General features: G+C 72.7%; 18 protein-coding genes. 4 read left to right on the forward strand and 14 right to left on the reverse strand.

Features of this window, described 5'->3' with window-relative positions; translation table 11 throughout:
- Positions 1-8: 8 nt before the first annotated feature.
- From OG937_08530 to OG937_08540, 3 genes are read right to left on the reverse strand one after another with little or no spacing between them, the layout of a single operon-like run.
- Complete coding sequence (locus tag OG937_08530; GenBank protein WUD71736.1) at positions 9-848, reverse strand: carbohydrate ABC transporter permease; 840 nt, start codon at positions 846-848, stop codon at positions 9-11.
- Positions 845-1729 (reverse strand): sugar ABC transporter permease, encoded by an 885-nt coding sequence (locus tag OG937_08535; GenBank protein ID WUD71737.1) that lies wholly within the window; start codon positions 1727-1729, stop codon positions 845-847. Before OG937_08535 ends, OG937_08530 begins: the two co-directional genes overlap by 4 nt.
- On the reverse strand, positions 1726-2994 hold the full coding sequence (locus OG937_08540; protein ID WUD71738.1) for an ABC transporter substrate-binding protein: 1269 nt from the start codon (positions 2992-2994) through the stop codon (positions 1726-1728). The genes OG937_08535 and OG937_08540 overlap by 4 nt, the downstream gene beginning before the upstream one ends.
- A gap of 165 nt (positions 2995-3159) precedes the next feature.
- Between OG937_08540 and OG937_08545 the strand changes: the two genes are divergently transcribed.
- The 3 genes from OG937_08545 to OG937_08555 all read left to right on the forward strand — a co-directional run bounded on the left by OG937_08545 (position 3160) and on the right by OG937_08555 (position 6355).
- Complete coding sequence (locus OG937_08545; protein ID WUD71739.1) at positions 3160-4419, forward strand: aromatic acid exporter family protein; 1260 nt, start codon at positions 3160-3162, stop codon at positions 4417-4419.
- A gap of 20 nt (positions 4420-4439) precedes the next feature.
- Positions 4440-5246 (forward strand): 4-hydroxy-tetrahydrodipicolinate reductase, encoded by an 807-nt coding sequence (gene dapB / locus OG937_08550; GenBank protein WUD71740.1) that lies wholly within the window; start codon positions 4440-4442, stop codon positions 5244-5246.
- 152 nt (positions 5247-5398) lie between these two features.
- Positions 5399-6355 carry a hypothetical protein gene (locus OG937_08555; GenBank protein ID WUD71741.1) on the forward strand — a complete coding sequence of 319 codons (957 nt, stop codon included), beginning with the start codon at positions 5399-5401 and terminating at the stop codon, positions 6353-6355.
- Positions 6356-6435: 80 nt separating this feature from the next.
- On the opposite strand, the gene chvE is transcribed toward OG937_08555, so the two are convergent.
- On the reverse strand, positions 6436-7536 hold the full coding sequence (gene chvE, locus OG937_08560) for a sugar ABC transporter substrate-binding protein (protein ID WUD71742.1): 1101 nt from the start codon (positions 7534-7536) through the stop codon (positions 6436-6438).
- Between the two features lie 274 nt (positions 7537-7810).
- Positions 7811-8233 carry an aspartate 1-decarboxylase gene (locus OG937_08565; protein WUD71743.1) on the reverse strand — a complete coding sequence of 141 codons (423 nt, stop codon included), beginning with the start codon at positions 8231-8233 and terminating at the stop codon, positions 7811-7813.
- Positions 8234-8446: 213 nt separating this feature from the next.
- Between OG937_08565 and OG937_08570 the strand changes: the two genes are divergently transcribed.
- Complete coding sequence (locus tag OG937_08570; protein ID WUD71744.1) at positions 8447-10252, forward strand: AMP-dependent synthetase/ligase; 1806 nt, start codon at positions 8447-8449, stop codon at positions 10250-10252.
- On the opposite strand, the gene OG937_08575 is transcribed toward OG937_08570, so the two are convergent.
- The 9 genes from OG937_08575 to OG937_08615 form a co-directional block, all read right to left on the reverse strand.
- Complete coding sequence (locus tag OG937_08575; GenBank protein WUD71745.1) at positions 10231-10752, reverse strand: NUDIX domain-containing protein; 522 nt, start codon at positions 10750-10752, stop codon at positions 10231-10233. The two genes, OG937_08570 and OG937_08575, sit on opposite strands and share 22 nt — an antisense overlap.
- A gap of 17 nt (positions 10753-10769) precedes the next feature.
- Entirely contained in the window at positions 10770-11972 is a 1203-nt protein-coding gene (locus OG937_08580; GenBank protein WUD71746.1) for a globin domain-containing protein, read from the reverse strand.
- Between the two features lie 88 nt (positions 11973-12060).
- The gene (locus tag OG937_08585) at positions 12061-12501 is read right to left on the reverse strand and encodes an Rrf2 family transcriptional regulator (protein ID WUD71747.1); all 441 of its coding nucleotides are present in this window, start codon (positions 12499-12501) and stop codon (positions 12061-12063) included.
- Between the two features lie 62 nt (positions 12502-12563).
- On the reverse strand, positions 12564-13157 hold the full coding sequence (locus tag OG937_08590) for a sarcosine oxidase subunit gamma (protein WUD71748.1): 594 nt from the start codon (positions 13155-13157) through the stop codon (positions 12564-12566).
- Positions 13150-16221: a sarcosine oxidase subunit delta gene (locus OG937_08595; protein WUD71749.1), complete on the reverse strand. Its 3072-nt coding sequence runs from the start codon at positions 16219-16221 to the stop codon at positions 13150-13152. Before OG937_08595 ends, OG937_08590 begins: the two co-directional genes overlap by 8 nt.
- A 12-nt stretch (positions 16222-16233) precedes the next feature.
- A complete protein-coding gene (locus tag OG937_08600; protein WUD71750.1) occupies positions 16234-17466 on the reverse strand; it encodes a sarcosine oxidase subunit beta family protein in 1233 nt (410 codons plus the stop codon).
- Positions 17463-18749: a serine hydroxymethyltransferase gene (locus tag OG937_08605; protein WUD71751.1), complete on the reverse strand. Its 1287-nt coding sequence runs from the start codon at positions 18747-18749 to the stop codon at positions 17463-17465. The genes OG937_08600 and OG937_08605 overlap by 4 nt, the downstream gene beginning before the upstream one ends.
- A gap of 61 nt (positions 18750-18810) precedes the next feature.
- The gene (locus OG937_08610; GenBank protein ID WUD71752.1) at positions 18811-21252 is read right to left on the reverse strand and encodes an FAD-dependent oxidoreductase; all 2442 of its coding nucleotides are present in this window, start codon (positions 21250-21252) and stop codon (positions 18811-18813) included.
- 234 nt (positions 21253-21486) lie between these two features.
- Entirely contained in the window at positions 21487-22476 is a 990-nt protein-coding gene (locus OG937_08615) for an ABC transporter substrate-binding protein (GenBank protein WUD71753.1), read from the reverse strand.
- Positions 22477-22489: the final 13 nt, after the last annotated feature.

The raw sequence follows: 22489 nt of genomic DNA on the forward strand, positions 1-22489 counted from the left end.
GCGGTCCTTCAGCCCTTCACTGCGCCGGAGGTCAGTCCGGCCACGATGCGCCGCTGGAACAGCAGCACGAAGACGACGATCGGGACGGTGATGACCACGGCGGCCGCGGCGATCGAGCCGGTGGGCTGCTGGAACTGGGAGCTGCCGGTGAAGAAGGCGATCGCCGCCGGCACGGTGCGCGCGGTGGTGGTGGAGGTGAGGGAGATCGCGAACAGGAAGTCGTTCCAGCAGAAGATGAAGACCAGGATCGCCGTGGTGAACATCCCGGGCGCCGCGAGCGGTGCGATGACCAGCCGGAAGGCCTGGGCCGGGGTGGCGCCGTCGACCTTGGCCGCCTTCTCCAGGTCCCAGGGGATCTCGCGGAAGAACGCCGACAGCGTGTAAACCGCCAGCGGCAGCGAGAAGGTCATGTACGGGATGATCAGCCCGGCCCAGGTGTCGAACAGCCCGAGGAAGCGCTCGATGTTGAACAGTGGCGACACCAGGGAGATCGGCGGGAACATCGCGATCAGCAGCGAGGTGCCGATCAGCAGCCCCTTGCCGGGGAAGCGCAGCCGGGCCACGGCGTAGGCGGCCATGGTGCCCAGGGTGACGGCGACGACGGTGGAGATCAGGGCGATCCCGATGGAGTTGACCAGCGCGCGGGTGAACTCGGAGGTCGCGAAGATGCCCCGGTAGTTCTCCAGCGTCCACGTGCGGGGGACGAAGCTGCCGTCGGAGAGGGTGGCGGGGTCCTTGAAGGACAGGGCGACGATCCACCACACCGGGAACATCGCGTACAGCACCACGACGGTGTTGACGACGCTCCAGCGGGCGATCCGCCGCCGCTGCGCCGGGCTCGTGCTCATCGTCCGGTGTCCTCCGATCCGGGGGCGGCCGTGCCGAACAGCCGGATGAACGCGAAGGCGATGACCGCCACGCACAGGAAGATCAGCACCGAGATCGCCGAGCCGATGCCGAGGTTCAGCGCCGTGAAGAGGTTGTCGTAGCCGAGGATCGACACCGAGCCCGTGCCGTTGGAGCCCTGCGTGAGCACGTAGATGTTGTCGAAGATCCGGAACGCGTCGAGGGTGCGGAACAGCAGCGCCACCAGGATGGCGGGCTTCATCAGCGGCAGCGTGACCAGCCGGAAGCGCTGCCAGCGGCCGGCGCCGTCGACCATGGCCGCGCGCAGGGTCTCCTCGGGCACCAGGGCCAGCCCGGCGAGCAGCAGCAGCGCCATGAAGGGCGTGGTCTTCCAGACCTCGGCCAGGATGATCAGTCCGATGGCCTTCCAGTGGTCGGTCAGCGGGGCCTGTCCCGCCGCGTCGACGAGGTAGCCGATGCCGGGGGTCCAGGCGTACTGCCAGGAGAAGGCGGCGACGACGGTCACGATGCCGTACGGCAGCAGGATCGCGGTGCGCACCGCGGAGCGGCCGAGGACCGCCCGGTGCATGACGACGGCCAGGGCCATGCCGAGGGCCAGTTCCACCGCCACGGACACCACCGTGATCAGGCAGGTCACCCAGAAGGCCTCCCACCAGAACCCGGAGCTCAGGACCGCGGCGTAGTTGTCCAGGCCCACGAAACGGGCCAGCTGGGGGAAGCGCAGGTCGTAGCGGTGCAGGGACAGGTAGACGGCGTAGAACACGGGGTAGGCCGTCACGACGAGCATGACGACCACGGCGGGGGCGCAGAGCAGCCAGCCCAGCCGCCGCTCCTGGCGGGCGCCCTCCGAGAGCCGCGTCACGGGACCAGCCCCTTGGACTGCAGGGCGTCCTCGATCTGACCTCGCAGGTCCCGGACGGACTCGGCAGGCCGGATCGCGGCGGGTGGTGACAGGGTGTGGGACACCGCGATGGACACGTTCTGGTAGGCGGGGGTCTGCGGCCGCAGGGCGGCGTTCTCCAGCTCGGCGAGGATGTCCTGCGCGAAGGGGTAGCTGCGTTCGATCCGGGGATCGTCGTAGAGGGCGCGCAGGGTCGGCGGCAGGCCGCCCCGCAGCGCGGCGGTCCGCTGGTTGTCGCGGTCGCGCAGGCACAGCGCCGCCTCGAAGGCGAGGGCGGGCCGGCGGCTGTAGGCGCCGACGGCGAGGTCGATCCCGCCGATGGTGACCCGCGCGGGGCGGCCGGCGTCCACCCGCGGGTAGCGGGCCCACCGCAAGTGCCGGAACAGCTCCGGGTTGTCGGCCTTCATCGCCGGATACACGAAGGGGTAGTTCAGCTGGAAGGCGGCGGTGCCGGACTCCATCGCCAGCCGGTTCTGGTCCTCCGTCTGGTTGGGCAGCGACGGGTCGGCGGCGGGCGAGACGGCCAGGTCGCGCATGATGCCCGCGGCCCGTACCGCGGGCGCGCCGAGCGAGGGCGCGGTCGCGTCGGCGTTGAGGATCGACCCGCCGGCGCTGGCGACGAGCGTGTTGAACCAGACGGTGAGCCCCTCGTACTGGGCGCCCTGGACCTCGATCCGGTGGGGCTTGCCGGCCTTCGCCAGGGCGCGGGCCGCATCGAGCATCCCGGCCCAGGTCGTGGGCGGCTCCGGCACGAGGTCCGACCGGTACCACAGCAGCTGGACGTTGGTGTTGTAGGGGACCGCGTAGAGGCGGCCCTTCCACGTGGCCGTCCGCAGCGGCGCGGCGAGGGTGTCCCGGACGGCCTCGGCGCGCCGTTCGCCCGTCCACGGGCGGATCCAGCCGGCCTCGGCGAATTCCGGGGCCCAGGTGACGTCCAGGCCGAGGACGTCGAGCGCGGGGTCGTGTGCGGCCAGCCGGCGTACGAGTTGCTGCCGCTGGCCGTCCGCCGTCCGGGGGAGCTTGTTGTAGCGGATGACGTAGCGTCCGCCGGAGGCACGGCTGCAGCGGTCGGCGGCCTGCTGGAGCGCCCCGGAGTCGTCGGGGAAGTTGTACCAGTCGAGCGTCGCCCGTCCGGACGTCCGCGACGCGCCGCCGCACGCGACCGCGGCGGCCGCGAGGACGACCACCGCGGCAAGGGCCCTGGAGCGCCGTACCGCGCACGCCATAGGCACCTCGCTCCCCTGCTCGGACACACCCGGCCCGGACCATGAAGCCCCCGTCGCGGCCGCCGACGGTGCCTCAGGGGCGTGTCGGGGCGAGGTATTCACGCGGTCGGCGCAACCCGTGCCGCCGACCGGTGCCGGCGTCCCGCGCGTGGGGAGACTGGCAGGGTGCCCGGCGTCCTCCCCGCCCCGCTCGCCGACCTCCTGCGGCGCAACAACGACCCGATCGTCGTGCAGACGGTGCGCTCCACCGTGGCCGCGGTGCTGTCGTACGCCGTGGCCGTCTGGCTGCTGCCCAACCCCGCGCCGCTGACGGCTCCGCTGACGGCCCTGCTCGTGGTGCAGGTGACGCTCTACACGACGGTGACCACGGGCATCCGACGGGTGGTCAGCGTGGTGGCGGGCGTCCTCATCGCGGTCGGCTTCGCGGAGCTGATCGGGCTGACGTGGTGGAGCCTCGGGCTGATCATCCTGGCGTCGCTGGTGATCGGTCACTTCATCCGCGTGGACGAGTTCGTGGCCGAGGTGGCGATCAGCGCGATGCTCATCCTGGCCGTCCCCGCCCCCTCCGGCGAGGCGCTGGACCGCATCCTGGAGACCCTGGTCGGGGCGGTCGTCGGGGTGCTGCTGAACGTCGTCGTGCCGCCCCCCGCCTTCGTGGAGCCGGCCGGTGACGCGGTGCGGGAGCTGGCCGAGCACATGCGGGCGCTGATGCTCCGTATGGGGCGGGAGGTCCGCGACGGCGCCACCGCCGGGCAGGCCCGCTCCTGGCTGATGGACGCACGCCGGCTGGACAACGAGATCGCACGGTTCGATGCCTCGCTGCGCAGGGCGGAGGAGGGGACCCGGCTCAACCCGCGGGTGAAACCGGCGGAGGGCGCGATGGCCCGGCTCCTCCTGCGCAGCGGACTGGACACCCTGGAGGTGTCGACCGTGCTGATGCGGACGCTGTGCCGCTCGCTGACGGAGCTGGACCGCGAGCGCGGCGCGCGGGAGCCGCTGTTCACCGGCGAGCTCGCCGCCGGCATCGACGAGTTGTTCGCCGACATGGCGGACGCCGTCGACAGTTACGGCCGGCTGATCGCCGCCCAGGTCACGGAGGGCGCGGACCAGGCGGAGGCGCGGCTGGAGGACGCGCTGCGGCGCGGCCGGGAGGAACGGGACCGGATCGCGGCGCTGCTGCGGGCGGAGACGGAACGGCGCTGGGAGAGCTGGGACCTGTACGGGGCGCTGCTGGCCAACATCGACCGGCTGCTGGACGAGCTGGACCTGGAGAAGCGCTCGCTGTGGCTGTCGGAGCAGCTCGTCGCCGCCGCGCCGCACTCGCCGACGCTGCCCGGCCGGATGCGCCGTCAGGCCCGCTCCATCGCCGCCCGGCTGCGCCTGCGGTCCCCCGGGGGGACCGGTTCCGGGCGGGACGGACGGTGATCATGCCTCATGCTGGTGGGATGGACCTGCTGAACGTGTGCGTCGCCGGGGCGACCGGCTGGACCGGGGAGGCGGTCGCGCGCGCCGTCCTGGACTCCGGGGACCTGCGGCTGCGGACGGCGGTGGCGCGGTCGGCGGCCGGCGCGGACCTCGGGGCGGTGTGGGGCGGTCCGGAACTCGGGGTGCCCGTCTTCAGCACGGTCGACGACGCGCTGGACGGCGTGGACGTGCTGATCGACTACACCTCGCACACCGCTGTCGGGCGTCATGTGCGCACCGCCGTGGTCCGCGGGGTCAACGTCGTGGTCGGCTCGTCGGGCCTGTCCGGCGCGGACTACGAGGAGATCGCCGCGCTGGCCGAGGAGCACGGGGTCGGCGTGGTGGCCTCGGGGAACTTCTCGCTGACCGCCGCCATGGCGCAGGCCTGCGCCCGGCTGGCCGCCCGTCACCTGCCGCACTGGGAGATCGTCGACTACGCCTCCGCGACCAAGCCCGACGCCCCCAGCGGTACCGCGCGCGAGCTCGCCGAACAACTGGGCGCCGTACGGCGGCCCGCATACGCCGTGGACCCGGAACGCACGGCGGGACACCCCGAGGCCCGCGGCGCGTCGATCGCGGGCACGCAGGTCCACTCGCTGCGGCTGCCGGGCTACACCCTCGCCGTGGAGGCGCAGTTCGGGCTGCCGGACGAGCGTCTGGTGATCCGGCACGAGGCGGGCACCTCCCCCGCCCCCTACGTCGCGGGGACCCTGCTCGCCGCTCGCGCGGCCGCGACACGCCGGGGTCTGGTTCGCGGTCTCGACACGCTGTTGCTCAGCGGGGACTGACGTTCCGTACCTCGTGGCACTGCGTCACTTCCTTGGCCACGCTGTCGCCCGGACGCTCCGCTCGACGGGCGGCCGTTGACCGCGCGACGTACGACTGGATCGCAGGGGCGGCGTCGACCGCCGCCCGCCACGCGTCCGAAGGAAGGACACTCATGCGAACCAGTCTGATGCGCCGCACCGCTCTCGGCGTCGCGACCGGACTTCTTGCCACCGGCCTCTTGGCCGCCTCGACCGGCAGCGCCGTCGCCACGGCAGGCAGCGACGACGGCGGGAACGGCTCCTACAGCAAGGGCAGCGACGACTACGGCGACGACGACAACGGATACGGCGACGACGGCGGGGACAACGGGAACAACGGCTACGGCGACAGCGACAGCGACAGCGGCCGCGGCGGAGGCGGAGGCGGCGGAGACAACGGCCGCGGCGGCGGGGGCGGCGGAGGCCGGGGCAACGGCGACGACGACGGCGGCTACGGCGGAGGCGGCGGAGACAACGGCCGCGGCGGCGGGGGCGGCGGAGGCCGGGGCAACGGCGACGACGACGGCGGCTACGGCGGAGGCGGCGGAGACAACGGCCGTGGCGGCCGTGGTGGCGGCGGAGGCGGAGGCGGAGGCGGAGGCGTCTCCAACTGGAACGACGACGGCGACAGCGGTCGCGGCGGCGGCGACGACGGTGACGACAACGGCAACGGCAACGGTGGAGGCAAGGGCGGCAAGGGAGGCGGTAAGGGCGGCAACGGGGACAACGGCGACAACGCGACCTACAAGGACAAGGACGACAACAACGGGAAGGGCAGCAGCAAGGGCAACAAGGGCAAGGGCGGAAAGGACAGCAAGGGCAAGGGCAACAAGGGCGGAAAGGGCCACGACAAGGGCCACCACAAGAAGTACAAGAAGCACCACAAGAAGGAGTGCAACAACCACGGCTACCGGTTCAGCTTCAGCTACAAGTACAGCGTGAGCTATGGCTATGGCGTTGGGTTCGGCAAGGGCGTCCACGCCTTCGGTCTCGGCAAGGGCCTCGACGACTTCGACTACGGGTTCGGTGACAAGTTCGGCCGCGGCTACGGCGGTCTGCACAGCTCGGGTTCGCTGAACGTGCTCATCTGACGCGGGGCTGCCGCCGGGTACGACGAGGGCCGGGAGGAACGTTGTGTTCCTCCCGGCCCCGCGTACGTGCGCCCTCTTCGTCAGCCGAGGTCGGAGGCCTTGATGTAGCCGCTCTTGACCAGCAGCTTCTCGTAGTTGCCCTTGTCGACGCCGACCGGGGAGATCAGGTACGACGGCACGATCTTGTTGCCGTTGTCGTACGTGCTCTTGTCGTTGATCTCGGGCTGCCGGCCGCCGAGGATGTCCTGGGCCATCTGGACCGCGCGGGCCGCGAGCTTGCGGGTGTCCTTGTAGACCGTCATGGACTGCTCGCCCTTGATGATCTCCTTCACCGAGTCGACCTCGGCGTCCTGGCCGGTGACGATCGGCATCGGCTTGGCCGTGGTGCCGTAGCCGTCGGCCTTCAGCGCCTGGATGACGCCGCGGGCGATGCCGTCGTTGGGGGAGAGGACGGCGTCCACGGTGGAGCTGCCCTTGTAGTGGTTCCTCAGCCGGGTCGCCATCGTCTCGGTGGCGATCGCCGCGTCCCAGTGGAACGTCGCCACCTGGCTGAGGCGGGTCTGGTCGCTCTTCACGACCAGCTGGCCCTTGTCGATGTACTTCTGCAGGACGTCCATCGCGCCCTTGAAGAAGAACCCGGCGTTGTTGTCGTCGGGGTCGCCGCCGAACACCTCGAGGTTGTACGGCCCGTTGCCGGACTTCAGCCCGAGCTTCTCCTCGATGTACTTGCCCTGGATCGTGCCGACCTGGGCGTTGTTGAAACTCGCGTAGTAGTCGACGTTGCTGGAGCCCAGCAGCAGGCGGTCGTAGGCGATGACCTTGACGCCCGCCCTCGACGCCTTCTGGAGGGCGTCGCCGAGCTCGAATCCGTCGACCGCCCCGATGATCAGGAGCTTGTCGCCCCGGTCGATCATCGCCTCGACCTGGTCGACCTGCGTGTTGACCTTGTCGTCGGCGTACTGCAGGTCGGTCTTGTACCCCTGGGCCTTGAACAGCTTGGCCATGTTGTCGCCGTCGGCGATCCAGCGGGTCTGCTTCTTGGTGGGAAGGGCGATGCCCACCGTGACTTCGCCGCCCTGCCCGCCCGATTCGCCGCCGCAGCCGGTGGCCGCTGCCGTCAGGGAGAAGGTGAGGACCACCAGGGACACGGTGCGCAGCCTGGCAGTTCTGCCAGCGTGCATGGGACTCAGTTCCTTTCGGGCCGAACAAAAGTGTGCTCTCATCGCCCACCCCCGAGAGCGACAGTGTCCGGGCCCGTCACGGAGATCCGTGGCAGCCCAGCGATCCGCCGGAGCCCGGTGAACTGCTGATGCGTCAGGCCCGAGGAATGCTGTGGGAGGACGACGGCAGCACGCCACGCTCCCGGTCCCGGCGAGGCCCGTGATCACCGGACCCCACCTGGACGGATACCTCGAAGTTGGATCCGGACAATAGCACAGCCACTCGTACGGACGTTCAGCCGACCGGCACCGCGTTCGGGCTCGCCTGGGTTCCGCTCCCGGGGACCGGCTCGGAGGCGTCGGCGCCCAGCGCGACGATCCGGTTGTCCGCGTCGACGTGCACCACCCGCGGCCGCAGCGCGCGGGCCTCCGCGTCGTCGACCTGCGCGTAGCTGATCAGGATGACCAGGTCCCCGGGGTGCACCAGGTGCGCGGCGGCACCGTTGATGCCGATCACCCCCGAACCGCGGCGGCCCTCGATGACGTAGGTCTCCAGGCGGGCGCCGTTGGTGATGTCCACGATGTGGACCAGCTCGCCGGGCAACAGGTCGGCGGCGTCCATCAGATCGGCGTCCACGGTGACGGAGCCGACGTAGTGCAGGTCGGCCTCGGTCACGGTGGCACGGTGGACCTTGGACTTGAACATGGTGCGCAGCACGGCTCACACTCCTGATGCGGACGGTCGCGTCCCGGTCGGGGTACGCGCCTGATGCGGCCATGGTAGTCGGCGCGAACCACCGGCCCCGAGGTACCCGTTCGCGTCAGTGACTGCCGCTTCCGCCCCACCTCTAGGCAAGTGGACCAATAGCCGGATATCTTCCCTGCCTGCCGCCTCGCCGCGGCGTGGCACAGGCTCGGGGAAGGGGGCGCCGTGCGCGAGTTCAGCCTTCCGCCCCGGGCGGAGCAACTGCGGTCGGGGGGACTCGCCGACTCGGTGTACGACGCGGCCGACAGGCGCCCGGACGCGGCCGTCCTGGCCCGGCGCGAGGGGCACGAGGGCGACCGCTGGCAGGAGGTCGGCGCCGCGGCCTTCCGCGACGAGGTGGCCGAACTGGCCCGCGGTCTGGTGGCGGACGGTGTCCGCTTCGGCGAGCCGGTGGCGGTGATGGCCCGCACCCGGTACGAGTGGACGCTGTTCTCCTACGCGCTCTGGTCGGTGGGCGCCCGGATCGTCCCCGTCTATCCCACCTCCTCCGCCGAGCAGGTCCGCTGGATCCTCGCCGACTCCGGGGCGGTCGCGGTCGTCGTCGAGCACGAGGACCACGCCATGACGGTGGGCGCCGTCTGCGACACGCTGCCCGCGCTGCGTCGGATCTGGCAGCTGGACGCGGGGTGCGTCCCGTGGCTGGCGGCGCTGGGCCGGCAGGTCCACCCGGTGATGCTGGACCAGTTGCGCTGGGCGGTCGAGCCGCAGTCGGTGGCGGTGATCGCCTACACCTCGGGCACCACGGGGCCGCCCAGGGGCTGCCTGATCACCCACGCCAACCTCGCCGCCGAGTGCGACACGCTGCTGGCCGGGTACGGCTCGATCTTCGCCCCGCCGGGGGTGCGGCCGTCGGTGCTGGCGTTCCTGCCCATGTCGCACATCTACGGGCTGATGGTGACCACCTGCGCGGTGCGCGGGGGCGTGCTGCTCGGTCACCAGCCCGACCTGACTCCGGGCGAACTCCTCCCGGCGTTCCGGTCCTTCCGGCCGACCATCCTGCTCGCCGTCCCGTACGTCTACGAGAAGATCATCCAGGGCGCGCGGAACACCGCCGCCCGCGGCGGCAAGGCCCATGTCTTCGACCGGGCGGCAAGCGTGGCGGTGCGCTACGCCGAGGCCGTGGAGCGGCACGCGCTGGGCTCGGGTCCGGGGCCGGGACCGCTGCTGCGGGCGGCGCACTCGGCGTTCGACCGGATGGTCTACGGGCGGATCCGGGAGGTGCTGGGCGGGCGCGTGCACTACACCGTCTCGGGCGGGTCCCCGCTCAGCCGGGAGCTGGCGCTGCTGTTCGCGGGTGCCGGGCTCACCATCTACGACGGGTACGGACTGACCGAGACCACGGCCGCGGTGACCGCGCAGCCGCTGGGGAAGGTGCGCTTCGGCACCGTGGGCCGGCCGCTGCCCGGCAGCGCGGTGCGGATCGCACCGGACGGCGAGGTGCTGGTGCGGGGGACGACGGTCTTCGCCGGCTACCACGCCGACCCGGTCGCGAACCACGAGGTGTGGCGCCGCGGCGGCTGGATGGCCACCGGCGACATGGGCTCGCTGGACCCGGACGGGTACCTGACGATCACCGGGCGGAAGAAGGACATCATCATCACCAGCGGCGGCAAGAGCGTGGCGCCGCTGGTGCTGGAGGAGCGGCTGCGGGCGCACCCGCTGGTCTCGCAGTGCATCGTGGTCGGCGACAACAGGCCCTTCGTCGCGGCGCTGATCACCCTGGACCGGGAGGCCGTCCAGCTGCGGACCGCGATGGCCGAGCCGGACGTGCACGCCGAGGTCCAGCGCGCGGTGTCGATGGCCAACGCGGCGGTCTCGCGGGCCGAGTCGATCCGGGCGTTCCGCATCCTGCCGCACGAGTTCTCGGTGGAGAACGGGATGCTGACGCCCTCGCTGAAGCTCCGCAGGAACACGATCGTCAGCGAGTACGCGGCGCAGATCGAGTCGATCTACGCCTCTCCGGCCCCCTGACCGGCTCCGCCGGCGCCGCCCCCGTCGAGCAGCCGGCGCAGCCGGTCGAGGAACGTCCGCTGGGCGGAGAGGATCTTCCCGTGGGCGGCCGGGCCGAGCGGGAACCACGCGGCCCGGTCGACCTCGGGGAACTCCCGGACCCGGCCCGAGCCCCGGGGCCACTCCATGGAGAAGGTCCCGGGCACCACGAGGCCGGTGTCGAGGTCGCCCTCCAGCGCCCAGACGGTCACGACCTTCCCGCCCGGCTGCAGGTTCTCGCCGAGCGGCAGCAGCTCGCCCTGCGGCACGGGCAGACCCAGTTCCTCCACGAACTCGCGCCGGGCGGCCGCCTCCGCGGTCTCGTCGGGCTCGTACTCGCCCTTGGGGATGGTCCAGGCCCCGGCGTCCTTGGACGACCAGAACGGGCCGCCCATGTGGGCCAGCAGAACCTCGGGCGCGCCGCGCGGGGTGCCGCGGAAGAGCAGGATCCCCGCGCTGCGCTTGACCGCCTTGTCCGCCATCCGACCAGTGTGGCCGGTCAGCCGCGGGCCAGCCACAGGTCGGGGCCGAAGACCTCGTAGTGCACGTCCGCGGCGGGCACGCCGCGTTCGATGAGCTGGCTGCGCACGGCGCGCATGAAGGGCAGCGGGCCGCACAGGTAGGCCCGCAGGCCGTCCGGCAGGTCGACGCCGGACAGGTCGACCCGGCCGGTGCGGTCGCCGGGGACGGCGTCGGTGCCCGGGTCCTCGTACCAGAAGTGGGCGCTGCCCCCGGGGAGCTTCCCGGTCAGGGCGCGGTGGTCGGCGGCGTGGGCGTGGTGCCCCGGCGTGCGGTCGCCGTGGACGACGGTCACGGGGGCGCCGTAGCCGTCGCCGGCGAGCCGGTGCAGCATGGCGAGCATCGGGGTGCAGCCGATGCCGGCCGAGGCCAGCAGCAGGGGCCCGCCGTCGTCGTGGAGGACGATGTCGCCGTAGGGGGCCGACAGCTCGACCAGGGCGCCCTCGCCCACGTGGTCGTGGAGGTGGCCGGAGACCTCGCCGGCCGGGTCCCCGGCGACGCCGCGCTCGCGCTTGACGGTGATCTGCCGGGTGGTGTCGCCGGGGGCGCCGGAGAGGCTGTACTGCCGGATCTGCCGGGCGCCGTCGGGGAGTTCGACGCGCACCGAGACGTACTGGCCGGGGCCGAAGTCGGGCAGCGGCAGGCCGTCCGCGGGACGGAGCCGGAGGGAGACGACGTCCTCGGTCTCCTGCACCTTCTCCGCGACCTCCCAGGGGCGCCAGGTGTCGCCGGCGAGGACGCCGTGCTCGGCGTACAGCCGCTGCTCGATGGCGATGAGGGCGTTCGCCATCAGCCAGTAGACCTCGTCCCAGGCGGCGGCGACCTCCTCGGTGACGGCGTCGCCCAGCACTTCGGCGATGGCGGCGAAGAGGTGCTCCTGCACGATGTGGTACTGGCCCGGGGTGATGCCGAGCGACGCGTGCTTGTGGGCGATGCGGGAGAGCATCGCGTCGGGGCGCTGTCCGGGGTGCTCGACCAGGACGGTGGCGAAGTGCGCGATGGCTCCGGCGAGCGCCTCGCGCTGCGTGCCGGCCGCCTGGTTGCCGCGGTTGAAGAGGTCCCTCAGCAGCTCGGGGTGGGCGGCGAAGAGCCGGTCGTAGAAGAGCGCGGTGATCTCGGAGATCGCGCCGCCGACGGCGGGCAGGGTGGCGCGGACGGTCGCTGCGGACTTCTCGCTGAGCATGGACGGCTCCCTAATTGGTATCTGATATTCGTATTAAAGGGCGTACGAAGACCCGCCCTCGGCGGGCGGTCGGTTCGGGTGGGTCGGATCAGCCCCGCGGGCCGGAGCCGACCAGCCCCACCAGGACGGGTCCGGTGGGCGCGGCGGTCAGATCGGCGACGGTGAGCGGGTCCAGGGAGGCGTAGAAGGCCTCCTGCGCCCGGCGCAGCGCGCCGCGCAGCCGGCAGGCACCGGCGAGCGGACAGGGCGTCTCACCCTCGCAGTCCACGACGTCGCCGACCCCCTCCAGCTCCCGCACCAGGCGGCCGACCGAGGCCGCCCGCCCGGCGGCGGTGAGCTCCAGGCCACCGCCGCGCCCCCGGCGGGTCTCGACGACCCCCAGATGCTGCAGCCGGGCCACCACCTTGGCCAGGTGCGAGTACGGGACCCGCATCGCCTCGGCCACGTCCCGGGCGGTGGACGGCTCGTCCTTGACGGACAGGGCCATCACCGCGCGGAGCGCGAGGTCGGTGGACTTCGTCAGGCGCATACCTTGAGGCTAGATAATGCGCATCAGGGATTCAAGTTAAGAGGGGGGTCGTGCGGCCCACGTCACACGTACTCCGTGGCGGCGTCCAGCAGCCAGTCGGCGAGGTAGCCGGAGAAGGAGGAGCGGACCAGCACCCAGAAGCCCGCCCGTACCTCCTCCCTGGCCACCAGCACCACCTGGGCGCGGGCCAGCGCGGTCTGCGCGCAGCGGCCGGGGGGGAACACCCGCGGGTGCAGGTCGAGCGAGCAGCCGTGGGCCAGCAGGTCGCGGGCGCGGGGGCCGGAGACCAGCAGGGTGGTGCGCTGGGCGGAGACGTCGGTGACGGAGACGTGCGCCTCCCCCGCGGCCTTGCGCAGACGGGCCTCCAGGTCCTCCTGGGAGCCGGGCGGCCCGACGACCAGCCACTGGTCGGGGCCGAGCCACAGGACAGCCAGGTCCCCGGTGCGGACGGCCGTGCACGGCTCCAGGGGCAGTGGTGCGCCCAGGGCGAGCCCGGCGGCCTCGGCGGCCGGGCCCCCGGGGTCCAGGCGCAGGTCGATCTGCGTGAGGAAGGGCAGTTCGGCCAGGCGCAGGGCGCCTCCCGAGGCGCGGGTCGTGGCGGCGAGCCGGCCGGCCGCGGCCGACAGCGGACCGAATCGGGTGACGGTGTCAGCCATCGCGGCGGGCCCCCTCGGGGTCGTAGAGGACGGGGGAGGCGACGGTCACGGGCACCAGACGGTCGCCGACGGGCGCGTACAGCCGCTCCCCCACCCGCTGCCGGCCGCCCTTGACCAGGGCGAGCGCGAAGGTGCGGCCGAGGGCGGCACTTCGGTAGCTGGAACTGACGTGGCCGAGCGCGGGAACGGGCGGTCCGGGCAGCACCGGGTCCGCGACGAGGTGGGTGCCCTCCGGGAGCAGCAGGCCCGGGTCCTCGGGCAGCAGGCCGACGAGGTGCTTGCGGTCGGGGCGTGCGGTGTCGGCGCGGGCGTGCGACCGCTTGCCGATGAAGTCGCGCTTCTTCTTCGACACGACCCAGCCCATGCCGAGGTCCTGCGGGGTGACCGTGCCGTCGGTGTCCTGGCCGACGATCGGATAGCCCTTCTCGGCGCGCAGCACGTGCATCGTCTCGGTGCCGTACGGGGTGGCGCCGGCGGCCCGCACCGCCTCCCAGAGGGTCGTCGCGCGCCAGGGCGGGACGTTGACCTCGTACGCGAGCTCCCCGGAGAAGCTGATCCGGCACACCCGGGCCGGCAGCCCCGCCACCGTCGCATCGCGCCAGGCCATGAAGGGGAACTCGGCCCTGCCCACGGCCAGTCCGGGGGCGAGCGCGCCCAGCACCTCGCGCGAGCGCGGGCCCACGAGGGCGACGGTGGCCCATTGCTCGGTCACGGAGGTGCAGTGGGCGCGCAGTTCCGGCCACTCGGTCTGCAGCCACTCCTCCATCCAGTCCAGGACGGCCGCGGCGTTGCCCGTGGTCGTCGTGACCAGGAAGCGGTCCTCCGCGAGCCGGATGACCGTGCCGTCGTCGAAGACCATGCCGTCCTGGCGGCACAAGACGCCGTAGCGGATCATGCCCGGGCGCAGGGTGGACATGAGGTTGGTGTAGAGCCGGTCCAGGAACTCCGCCGCGTCCGGGCCCTGGACGTCGATCTTGCCGAGGGTCGAGGCGTCCATGAAGGCCACGTCCTCGCGGGCGGCCCGGCATTCGCGCAGGGCGGCCGCCGCCATGTCCTCGCCGGGACGCGGGTAGTACCGGGGGCGTTTCCACTGCCCCACGTCCTCGAAGACCGCGCCGCCGGCGAGGTGGAGGTCGTGCAGCGCGGTCAGCCGGACCGGGTCGTGGAGCGCGCCCCGGTCGCGGCCCGCGAGCGCGGCGAAGGACACCGGCGCGTACGGGGGGCGGTACGTCGTCGTGCCGAGCGCGGACACCTCCACGCCGAGCAGGCCCGCGACGACGCCCGAGGCCAGGACGCCGGAGGTCTTCCCCTGGTCGTTCGCGGTGCCCGCGGTGGTGTACCGCTTGGTGTGCTCCACCGAGCGCATCCCGGTACCGGCCGCGCGCGCCAGGTCGGAGACGGTGACGTCGCGCTGCAGGTCGACGAAGCGCGGGCCGGGGGCCGGGACGGGGACGTCGAAGAGGGCGATCGGCGGGCGCCCGGGTCCCGGCTCCGCCGGCGGGACGAGGGGCCGCGCCGGCGCGAAGCCCTCGGCCGCGAGCGCCCGGGCGGCGGCCGCCACGCCCTCCGCGGGTGTGGCGGCGAACTCCACGGCCTGGTGCGTCGATCCGGGCACCGGGACGAAGGTGCCGAGGGCCCCGTCGTACCGCAGGGCGCCGCCCGCCTGGCTGTAGAGGTGGCCCACGGGGTTCCAGCCGCCCGAGACCAGCAGCAGGTCGGCCTCGATCCGCCGGTCGCCGACCAGTACGGCCGTCAGCCGGTCCGTCCCCTCGGTGCCGGTGACGTACGCGCCGTCCCGCGCGTCGACCACCGCCGCGATCTCCACCCCGGCGGCGGTCAGGTCGCGCACGACGTCGCCGGTGCTGTCGTTGGTGGTGAACACGACGGCCCTGCGCCCGGGTACGACGCCGTAGCGGCGGACGTAGGCGCGGGCCGCGCCGGCCAGCATGACGCCGGGACGGTCGTTGTCGGGGAAGGCCAGGGAACGTTCGTGCGCGCCGGTGGCGAGGACGACCCGGCGGGCGCGGACGCGGTGGGCGCGTTCGCGGGAGACGTGGGCGGGGGCGGCGGCGCCGAGGTGGTTCGTACGGCGCTCGACGGCGAGGACGTGGTTGTCGTCGTAGTGGCCGAAAACCGTCGTACGGCGCAGGATGCGGATCCCGGGTTCGGCGGCGAGGAGGGCCTCGGTCTCCGCGGCCCAGTCCAGGTGCCGTCCGCTGCCGAGGAGGCTGCCGCCCGGTTCCGGCTGGTCGTCGGCGAGGATCACCCGCGCACCGCTGCCGGCCGCCGCGGCCGCCGCCGCGAGCCCGGTGGGGCCCGCGCCGACGATCAGCAGGTCGCAGTGGGCGTGGACGGCGTCGTAGCGGGCCGGGTCGGGCCCGGTGGCGAGCCGGCCCCGACCGGGCAGGCCGGTCGCCACGAGGCCGTCGTACAGCTCGACGGTCGTCGCGGGCAGCATCGGTTCGGGGAACGGGAGCTCGATCTGCACCAGGGCGTTGGGCTCCTCCACCCCGGCGGAGAAGATGCCGCGCGGACGCCCCAGCCTGATGCCGGTACCGGTGGCGACGACCCCGTGGGCGAGCAGCGCGGAGGCGAGGGTGTCCCCGCGGTAGCCGGTGTACGTGGTGCCGTCGAAGGTGAACGTCAGGGGCGCGGCGCGGTCGATCCGCCCGCCCTCGGCGAGCCGGAAGGACTGGGCCGGGTCACGCGCGGGCCGCGGGGCGGGGGCCGGGGCGGCCTGCGCGCGGGACGCCGTCGGGCCGGCGGGCGGGGACGCGGCCGGGCCGACGGCCGGTGACGGGCCGGGGTCCGGGGCGGACGCGCCGGTGACGAAGCGGTTCGTCGCCGTGTCGCGCACCGCGTCGAACCAGCGGCGGCAGCCCGCGCTGTGCATCCAGCGTTCGGCGAAGGGACCCTTGGGGTTGTCGCGGAAGAAGAGGTGGCGGGCCCACTCCTCGTCCGTCAGGGCCGCCGGGTCCCGCGGGTAGGCGAGGTGCGCCTGACCGCCGTAGTGGAACTCGGCCTCGTCGCGGGGCCCGCACCAGGGGCAGGGGATGAGCAGCATCGATCGGGCTCCTCAGTGGGCGACCGCGGCCGCGCCGTGCTCGTCGACGAGCGCGCCGGTGGTGAATCGTTCGAGCGAGAAGGGCGCGGCCAGGGCGTGCGGGCTGTCGTGGGCGATGGTGTCCGCGTAGACCCACCCCACGCCGGGGGTGGCCTTGAAACCGCCGGTGCCCCACCCGCAGTTGAGGTAGAGGCCGTGGACCGGGGTGAGACCGACGATCGGCGAGGCGTCCGGGCTGACGTCGACGATGCCGCCCCAGGTGCGCAGCAGGTGGGCGCGGGCGAAGACCGGGAAGAGTTCCAGCGCGGCGGCCATCTGCCGCTCGATGACGTGGAACGCGCCGCGCTGGGTGTAGGAGTTGTAGGCGTCGATGCCCGCGCCCATGACCAGTTCGCCCTTGTGGGCCTGGCTGACGTACACGTGCACCGCGTTGGACATGACGACCGTGGGGTGCACGGGCTCCAGCAGTTCGCTCACCAGCGCCTGCAGCGGGTGGCTCTGGAGCGGCAGGTCGAAACCGGCCATCCGCGCGAGCACCGAGGTGTGGCCGGCCGCGCAGAGCGCCACCTTGCCCGCGGCGATGGGCCCGAGGTTCGTCCGTACGCCGGTGACCCGGCCGTCGTGGACGTCGATACCGGTCACCTCGCAGTTCTGGACGAGGTCGATCCCGGCCGCGTCGGCCGAGCGGGCCAGGCCCCAGGCCACGTGGTCGTGCTTGGCGATCCCCGCGCGGGGCTGGTAGGTCCCGCCCATCACCGGATACCGCACGTCCGGCGAGGTGTTGACGATCGGGCAGGCCTCCTTCACCTGCGCGGGGTCGAGCCACTGGGCGTCGACTCCGTTCAGCCGGTTGGCCTCGACCCGGCGGACGCCGTCGCGTACGTCCTGGAGGCTGTGGGCGAGGTTGAGGACCCCGCGCTGGGAGAACAGGATCGGGTAGTCCAGTTCCTCCTCCAGGCCCTCCCACAGCTTCAGGGCGTGCTCGTAGATGCCCGCGCTCTCGTCCCAGAGGTAGTTGGAGCGGATGATCGTGGTGTTGCGGGCCATGTTGCCGCCCGCGAGCCAGCCCTTCTCCAGCACGGCCACGTCGGTGATGCCGTGGTTGCGCGCCAGGTAGTGCGCGGTGGCCAGGCCGTGGCCGCCGCCGCCGACGACGACCACGTCGTAGGAGCGCTTGGGTTCGGGCGTGCGCCAGAGGAATTCCGGGTGCTCGGGGAGGTCTGCACCCGGGGTGCGCGGGGTCATCGGACGTCGTCTCCGTCCTGCGGCAGGTGCGGGTAGAGCGGGTGCGCGGCGGCGAGCGCCTCGGTGCGGGCCCGCAGCGCGGACAGGTCGGGCCCGGGGCGCAGGGCGAGCGCGACGACGTCGGCGACCTCGGCGAAGTCGTCCTGCGTGAAACCGCGGGTGGCCAGCGCGGGCGTGCCGATCCGCAGCCCCGAGGTGACCATGGGCGGGCGCGGGTCGAAGGGCACGGCGTTGCGGTTGACGGTGATGCCGACGGAGTGCAGCAGGTCCTCGGCCTGACGGCCGTCGAGGGCGCAGGCGCGCAGGTCGACGAGGACGAGGTGCACGTCGGTGCCTCCGGTGAGCACCGACACGCCCGCCCGCGCGGCGTCGTCCCGCGTCAGGCGCTCGGCCAGGATGCGGGCACCGGCCAGGGTGCGGGCCTGGCGTTCCCTGAACTCCTCCCCCGCGGCGACCTTGAAGGAGACCGCCTTCGCGGCGATCACGTGCTCCAGGGGGCCGCCCTGCATGCCGGGGAAGACCGCCGAGTTCAGCTTCTTGGCGAGGTCCGCGTCGTCGGTCAGGATCACTCCCCCGCGCGGGCCGCCGAGCGTCTTGTGGGTGGTCGTGGTGGTGACGTGGGCGTACGGGACGGGGTTCGGGTGGAGCCCCGCGGCGACCAGACCCGCGAAGTGCGCCATGTCGACCAGGAGCAGCGCCCCGACCTCGTCGGCGATGCGGCGGAAGGCGGCGAAGTCCAGTTGCCGGGGGTACGCCGACCAGCCCGCGATGATCATCTTCGGGCGGCGTTCCTTGGCGAGCCGCTCGACCTCGTCCATGTCGACCCGGTGGTCGGTCGCGGAGACGTGGTACGGGACGACGTCGAACATCTTCCCGGAGTAGTTGAGCCGCATCCCGTGCGTGAGGTGGCCGCCGTGCGCGAGGTCCAGCCCGAGCACGGTGTCGCCGGGCCGCAGCAGGGCGAAGAGCACGGCGGTGTTGGCCTGCGCCCCGGAGTGCGGCTGGACGTTGGCGTACGCGGCGCCGAAGAGGGCCTTGACGCGCTCGACGGCGAGCCGCTCGGTGACGTCGACGTGCTCGCAGCCGCCGTAGTAGCGGCGGCCGGGGTAGCCCTCGGCGTACTTGTTGGTCAGCACCGAGCCCTGGGCCTCCAGGACGGCGGCGGGCGCGAAGTTCTCCGAGGCGATCATCTCCAGGGTGGACCGCTGGCGGGCCAGTTCGGCGCGCAGCGCGGCGTGCACCTCGGGGTCGAGTTCGGACAGGCGGGCGGTCAGCGGGTTCATGCGCGGGGCTTCCTCTCAGCGGCGGCGTCGGAGGTCTCGCGGTGGTGCCGTCCGCGGGGTGTCAGCCGCGGAGGCGGGACATGGCCGGGTCGAACAGCGGTTCCGCGGCGACCCGCGCCGCCACGCGCCGGTCGAAGTACGCGATGTCGAGGGCGCGCCCAGGCACGGCGAGCTCCGCCGGAAGCCAGGCGTAGGCGATGGCCTTGCCGACCGTGTAGCCGTAGGCGGCGCTGGTGACGTAGCCGACGGGCCGGTCGCCGTCGTACACCGGCTCCTTGCCCATCACCACGGCGCTCGGGTCGTCGACGGTCAGGCAGGTGAGCCTGCGCCGCACCTGGTCCCGGCGCCGGGCGAGCGCGGCCTTGCCGGTGAAGTCGTCCTTGTCCTCCCTGACGGCGAAGGCGAGGCCGGCCTCGTACGGATCGTGCTCGAAGGTCATGTCGGTGCCGAAGGAGCGGTACCCCTTCTCCAGACGCAGGCTGTTGAAGGCCCCGCGCCCGGCGGGGATGCCGCCCAGCGGCCGCGCGGCGGCCAGCAGGGTGTCCCAGAGCTTCAGGCCCAGGTCCGCCGTGGTGTACAGCTCCCAGCCCAGCTCGCCGACGTAGGACAGCCGCATCGCCGTGACGGGCACAGCGCCGACGTGCGCCCGCTTGGCGCGGAAGTACTTCAGTCCGGCGTCGGAGAAGTCGGCGTCGGCGAGCGGCTGCAGGACCTCGCGGGCGAGCGGCCCCCACAGGCCGATGCAGCAGGTGCCCGCGGTGATGTCGCGGACCGCGACGGTGCCGTCGGCGGGGAGGTGCCGGGTGAGCCAGTCCAGGTCCAGGTTGCCGTTGACGCCGACCTGGAAGAGGTCGCGGCCGAGCCGGGCCACCGTGATGTCGCTGCGGATGCCGCCGTCGTGGTCCAGGAGCAGGGTGTAGGTCACCGACCCGACCGACTTGTCGACGTTGCCGGTGGTGAGCCGCTGCAGGAAGGCGGCGGCGCCGCGTCCGGTGACCTCCAGGCGCTTGAGCGCGGTCATGTCGTACAGGGCGACGGTCTCCCGGGTGACCTGGGCCTCGGCACCGACGACCGGCGACCAGTAGCGGGCCGCCCAGTCGCCCGGGACGGGAAGGGAACGGCCCTCCACCAGCCCGGCGTTGCTCTCATACCACTGCGGCCGCTCCCAGCCGTTGGCCTCCAGGAAGAACGCCCCGAGCTCCTCCTGGCGGGGGTGGAAGGGGCTGGTGCGGATCGGGCGCGGGGCGCCCGTGGGCTGGAGCGGGTGGATGATGTCGTAGACCTCGGCGAAGTTGCGGCAGTCGCGGGCGAGCACGTAGTCGGGCGCGAGCTGGTGCGGCTCGAAGCGGTTGACGTCGCATTCGTGGAGGTCGAAGGACGAGCAGTGGCCGTCCACCAGCCATTCGGCCATCGCCCGGCCGGCGCCGGCCGAGTGGGTGACCCAGACGGCCTCGGCGACCCAGAACCCCTTCACCTGCGGCGACTCGCCGAGCAGCGGCATGCCGTCGGTGGTGAAGGAGAACAGGCCGTTGATGCCCTCCTCGACCTTGGCGTCGCGGGTGGCGGGCAGCAGGGACCGGGTCTCGGTCCAGGCGTCGGCGAAGTCGTCCTCGGTGAACTCCAGGACGGACGGCATCCCGTCCGTTTCACCGAACGCGGCGATGTCGTCGACGGGGACCGGCATGGGGCGGTGGCCGTAGGAGCCGATGCCGATGCGGTCGTGGCGGTCGCGGTAGTAGAGGTCGGCGTCCTGGTGGCGCAGGATCGGGCGGACGGCCTCGGCGGCCTGGCCCGCCAGGGCGGGAACCGGGCCGGTCCAGGCGAACTGGTGGGCGAGCGGGGTCAGCGGCAGTTCCATGCCCGCCATCCGGGCGACCCGGGGGCCCCAGATCCCGGCGCAGCAGACGACGACGTCGGCCGCGAGCTCGCCGCCGCGGTCGGTGACGACCCCGGTGACGCGGCCGTCGTCCTGGGTGACGGCGAGGACTTCGTGACGTTCGAGGAAGCGGACGCCGCGCGCGGCGGCGCGCCGGGTCTGCGCCTCGACGGCGAGGACGGCCTTGGCGAGTCCGTCGGTGGGGACGAACAGGCCGCCCAGGACGCGTGAGCGGTCCAGCAGCGGGTGGAGCGCGGCGCATTCGTCGGGTCCGACGACCCGGGCCTCGACGCCCCACGAGGTCACCCAGCCGTGCCGCCGGTGCAGTTCGGCCAGGCGCTCGGGGGTGGTGGCCACCTCCAGGCCGCCGACCTGGAGGAAGCAGGGCTGCCCGTCGACGTCGAGGGAGCAGAGCTTCTCGACGGTGTAGCGGGCGAGTTCGGTCATGGTCTTGGAAGGGTTGGTCTGGAACACCAGGCCCGGGGCGTGGGACGAGGAGCCCCCGGTGGCGGGGAGCGGCCCCTGGTCGACGACCGTGACGTCGGTCCAGCCGGCGGAGGACAGTTCGTCGGCCAGCGCCGCCCCCACGACACCCGCTCCGATGATGACCACGCGGGGTCCCGTCATCGCCAAACCTCCCAGTTGCTGTCAGCGCAACATGATTCAGGTTGCGCAACTCAATGTGCCGGGCGCCGGAGAGGGTGTCAAGAGGCCCGCCAGGGGCGGGAGAAGGCCGCCGGGAGGCGGCTGGAGCGGCCCGTGGGGGGCCTGGTGACGGCCCGGGGAACGACGGTGCCCGGCGGGCTGTCGGAACAGCCCGCCGGGCACGGGAACGGCGCGCCGCGGTGGCGCGGCGCGGGGTTACTCGACCCAGGCGTCCACCTTGCCGGGGTTCGCCTTCACCCACTTCTCGGCGGCGGCCTCAGGGCTCATCTTGTCGACGGCGATGTACTTGGCGACGAGGTTCTGGTCCTCGTTCGTCCAGCTGAAGTTCTTCACCAGGTCGTAGGCCGGGCTGCCGGAGCCCGCGAACTTCTTGCTGACGATCTTGTCCAGGTCGTAGACGGGGTAGTCGCAGGCGACCTTCTCCGCGTCGGCGTCGCACCCGGCCTCGTACGGCGGCAGCTCGACCTTGGCGAGCGGGACCTCCGACAGGAACCACTGCGGCTCGTAGAAGTAGCCGAGCAGCCACTGCTTCTTGGCCTCGGCCTGCCGGAAGGCCTGGATCAGCGCGGTCTCGCTGCCCGCGTACACCACCTTGAAGTCCAGCTTGAGGTTCTTCACCAGGGCGGCGTCGTTGGTGACGTACGACGGGTCGCCGTCCAGGAGCTGGCCCTTGCCGCCGGACTCGGAGGTGCGGAACTTGTCGGCGTACTTGTCGAGGTTCTTCCAGTCCGTGATGTCCGGGTGCTCCTTCGCCAGCCACGGCGGCACGTACCAGCCGATCACGCCCTTGTTGCCGGTCGGGCCGGCCTCGACGGCGGTCTTCTGCTGCTCGACGTACTTCTTCTTCAGGTCGTCGTGGCCCCAGTTCTCCAGGATCGCGTCGACCTCGCCGGTGCCGAAGCCCTGCCAGGCGATCTCCTCCTTGAGGTCCTTCTTCTTGACCGTGCAGCCCAGCTCCTCCTCGGCGACGTACGCCACGACCGCCGCGTCCGCCTCATAGCCGACCCACGGGTTGACCGCCAGGTTGAAGGTGCCGCACTTGCCGGAGGAGCCCCCGGAACCGGCCTCCGACCCGCCGACCTTGGCGCCGCCGCAGCCGGTGAGGACCAGCCCCAGTGCCGCGGCCCCCGCCGCCCCGGCACGCCATCGCGCCGACCGACCGGCCGCCGTCAGGTGTGTTGCCATGTGTCTACCGCCT

The organism is Streptomyces sp. NBC_00510 (assembly GCA_036013505.1).
In the GTDB taxonomy this organism is placed as follows: domain Bacteria; phylum Actinomycetota; class Actinomycetes; order Streptomycetales; family Streptomycetaceae; genus Actinacidiphila.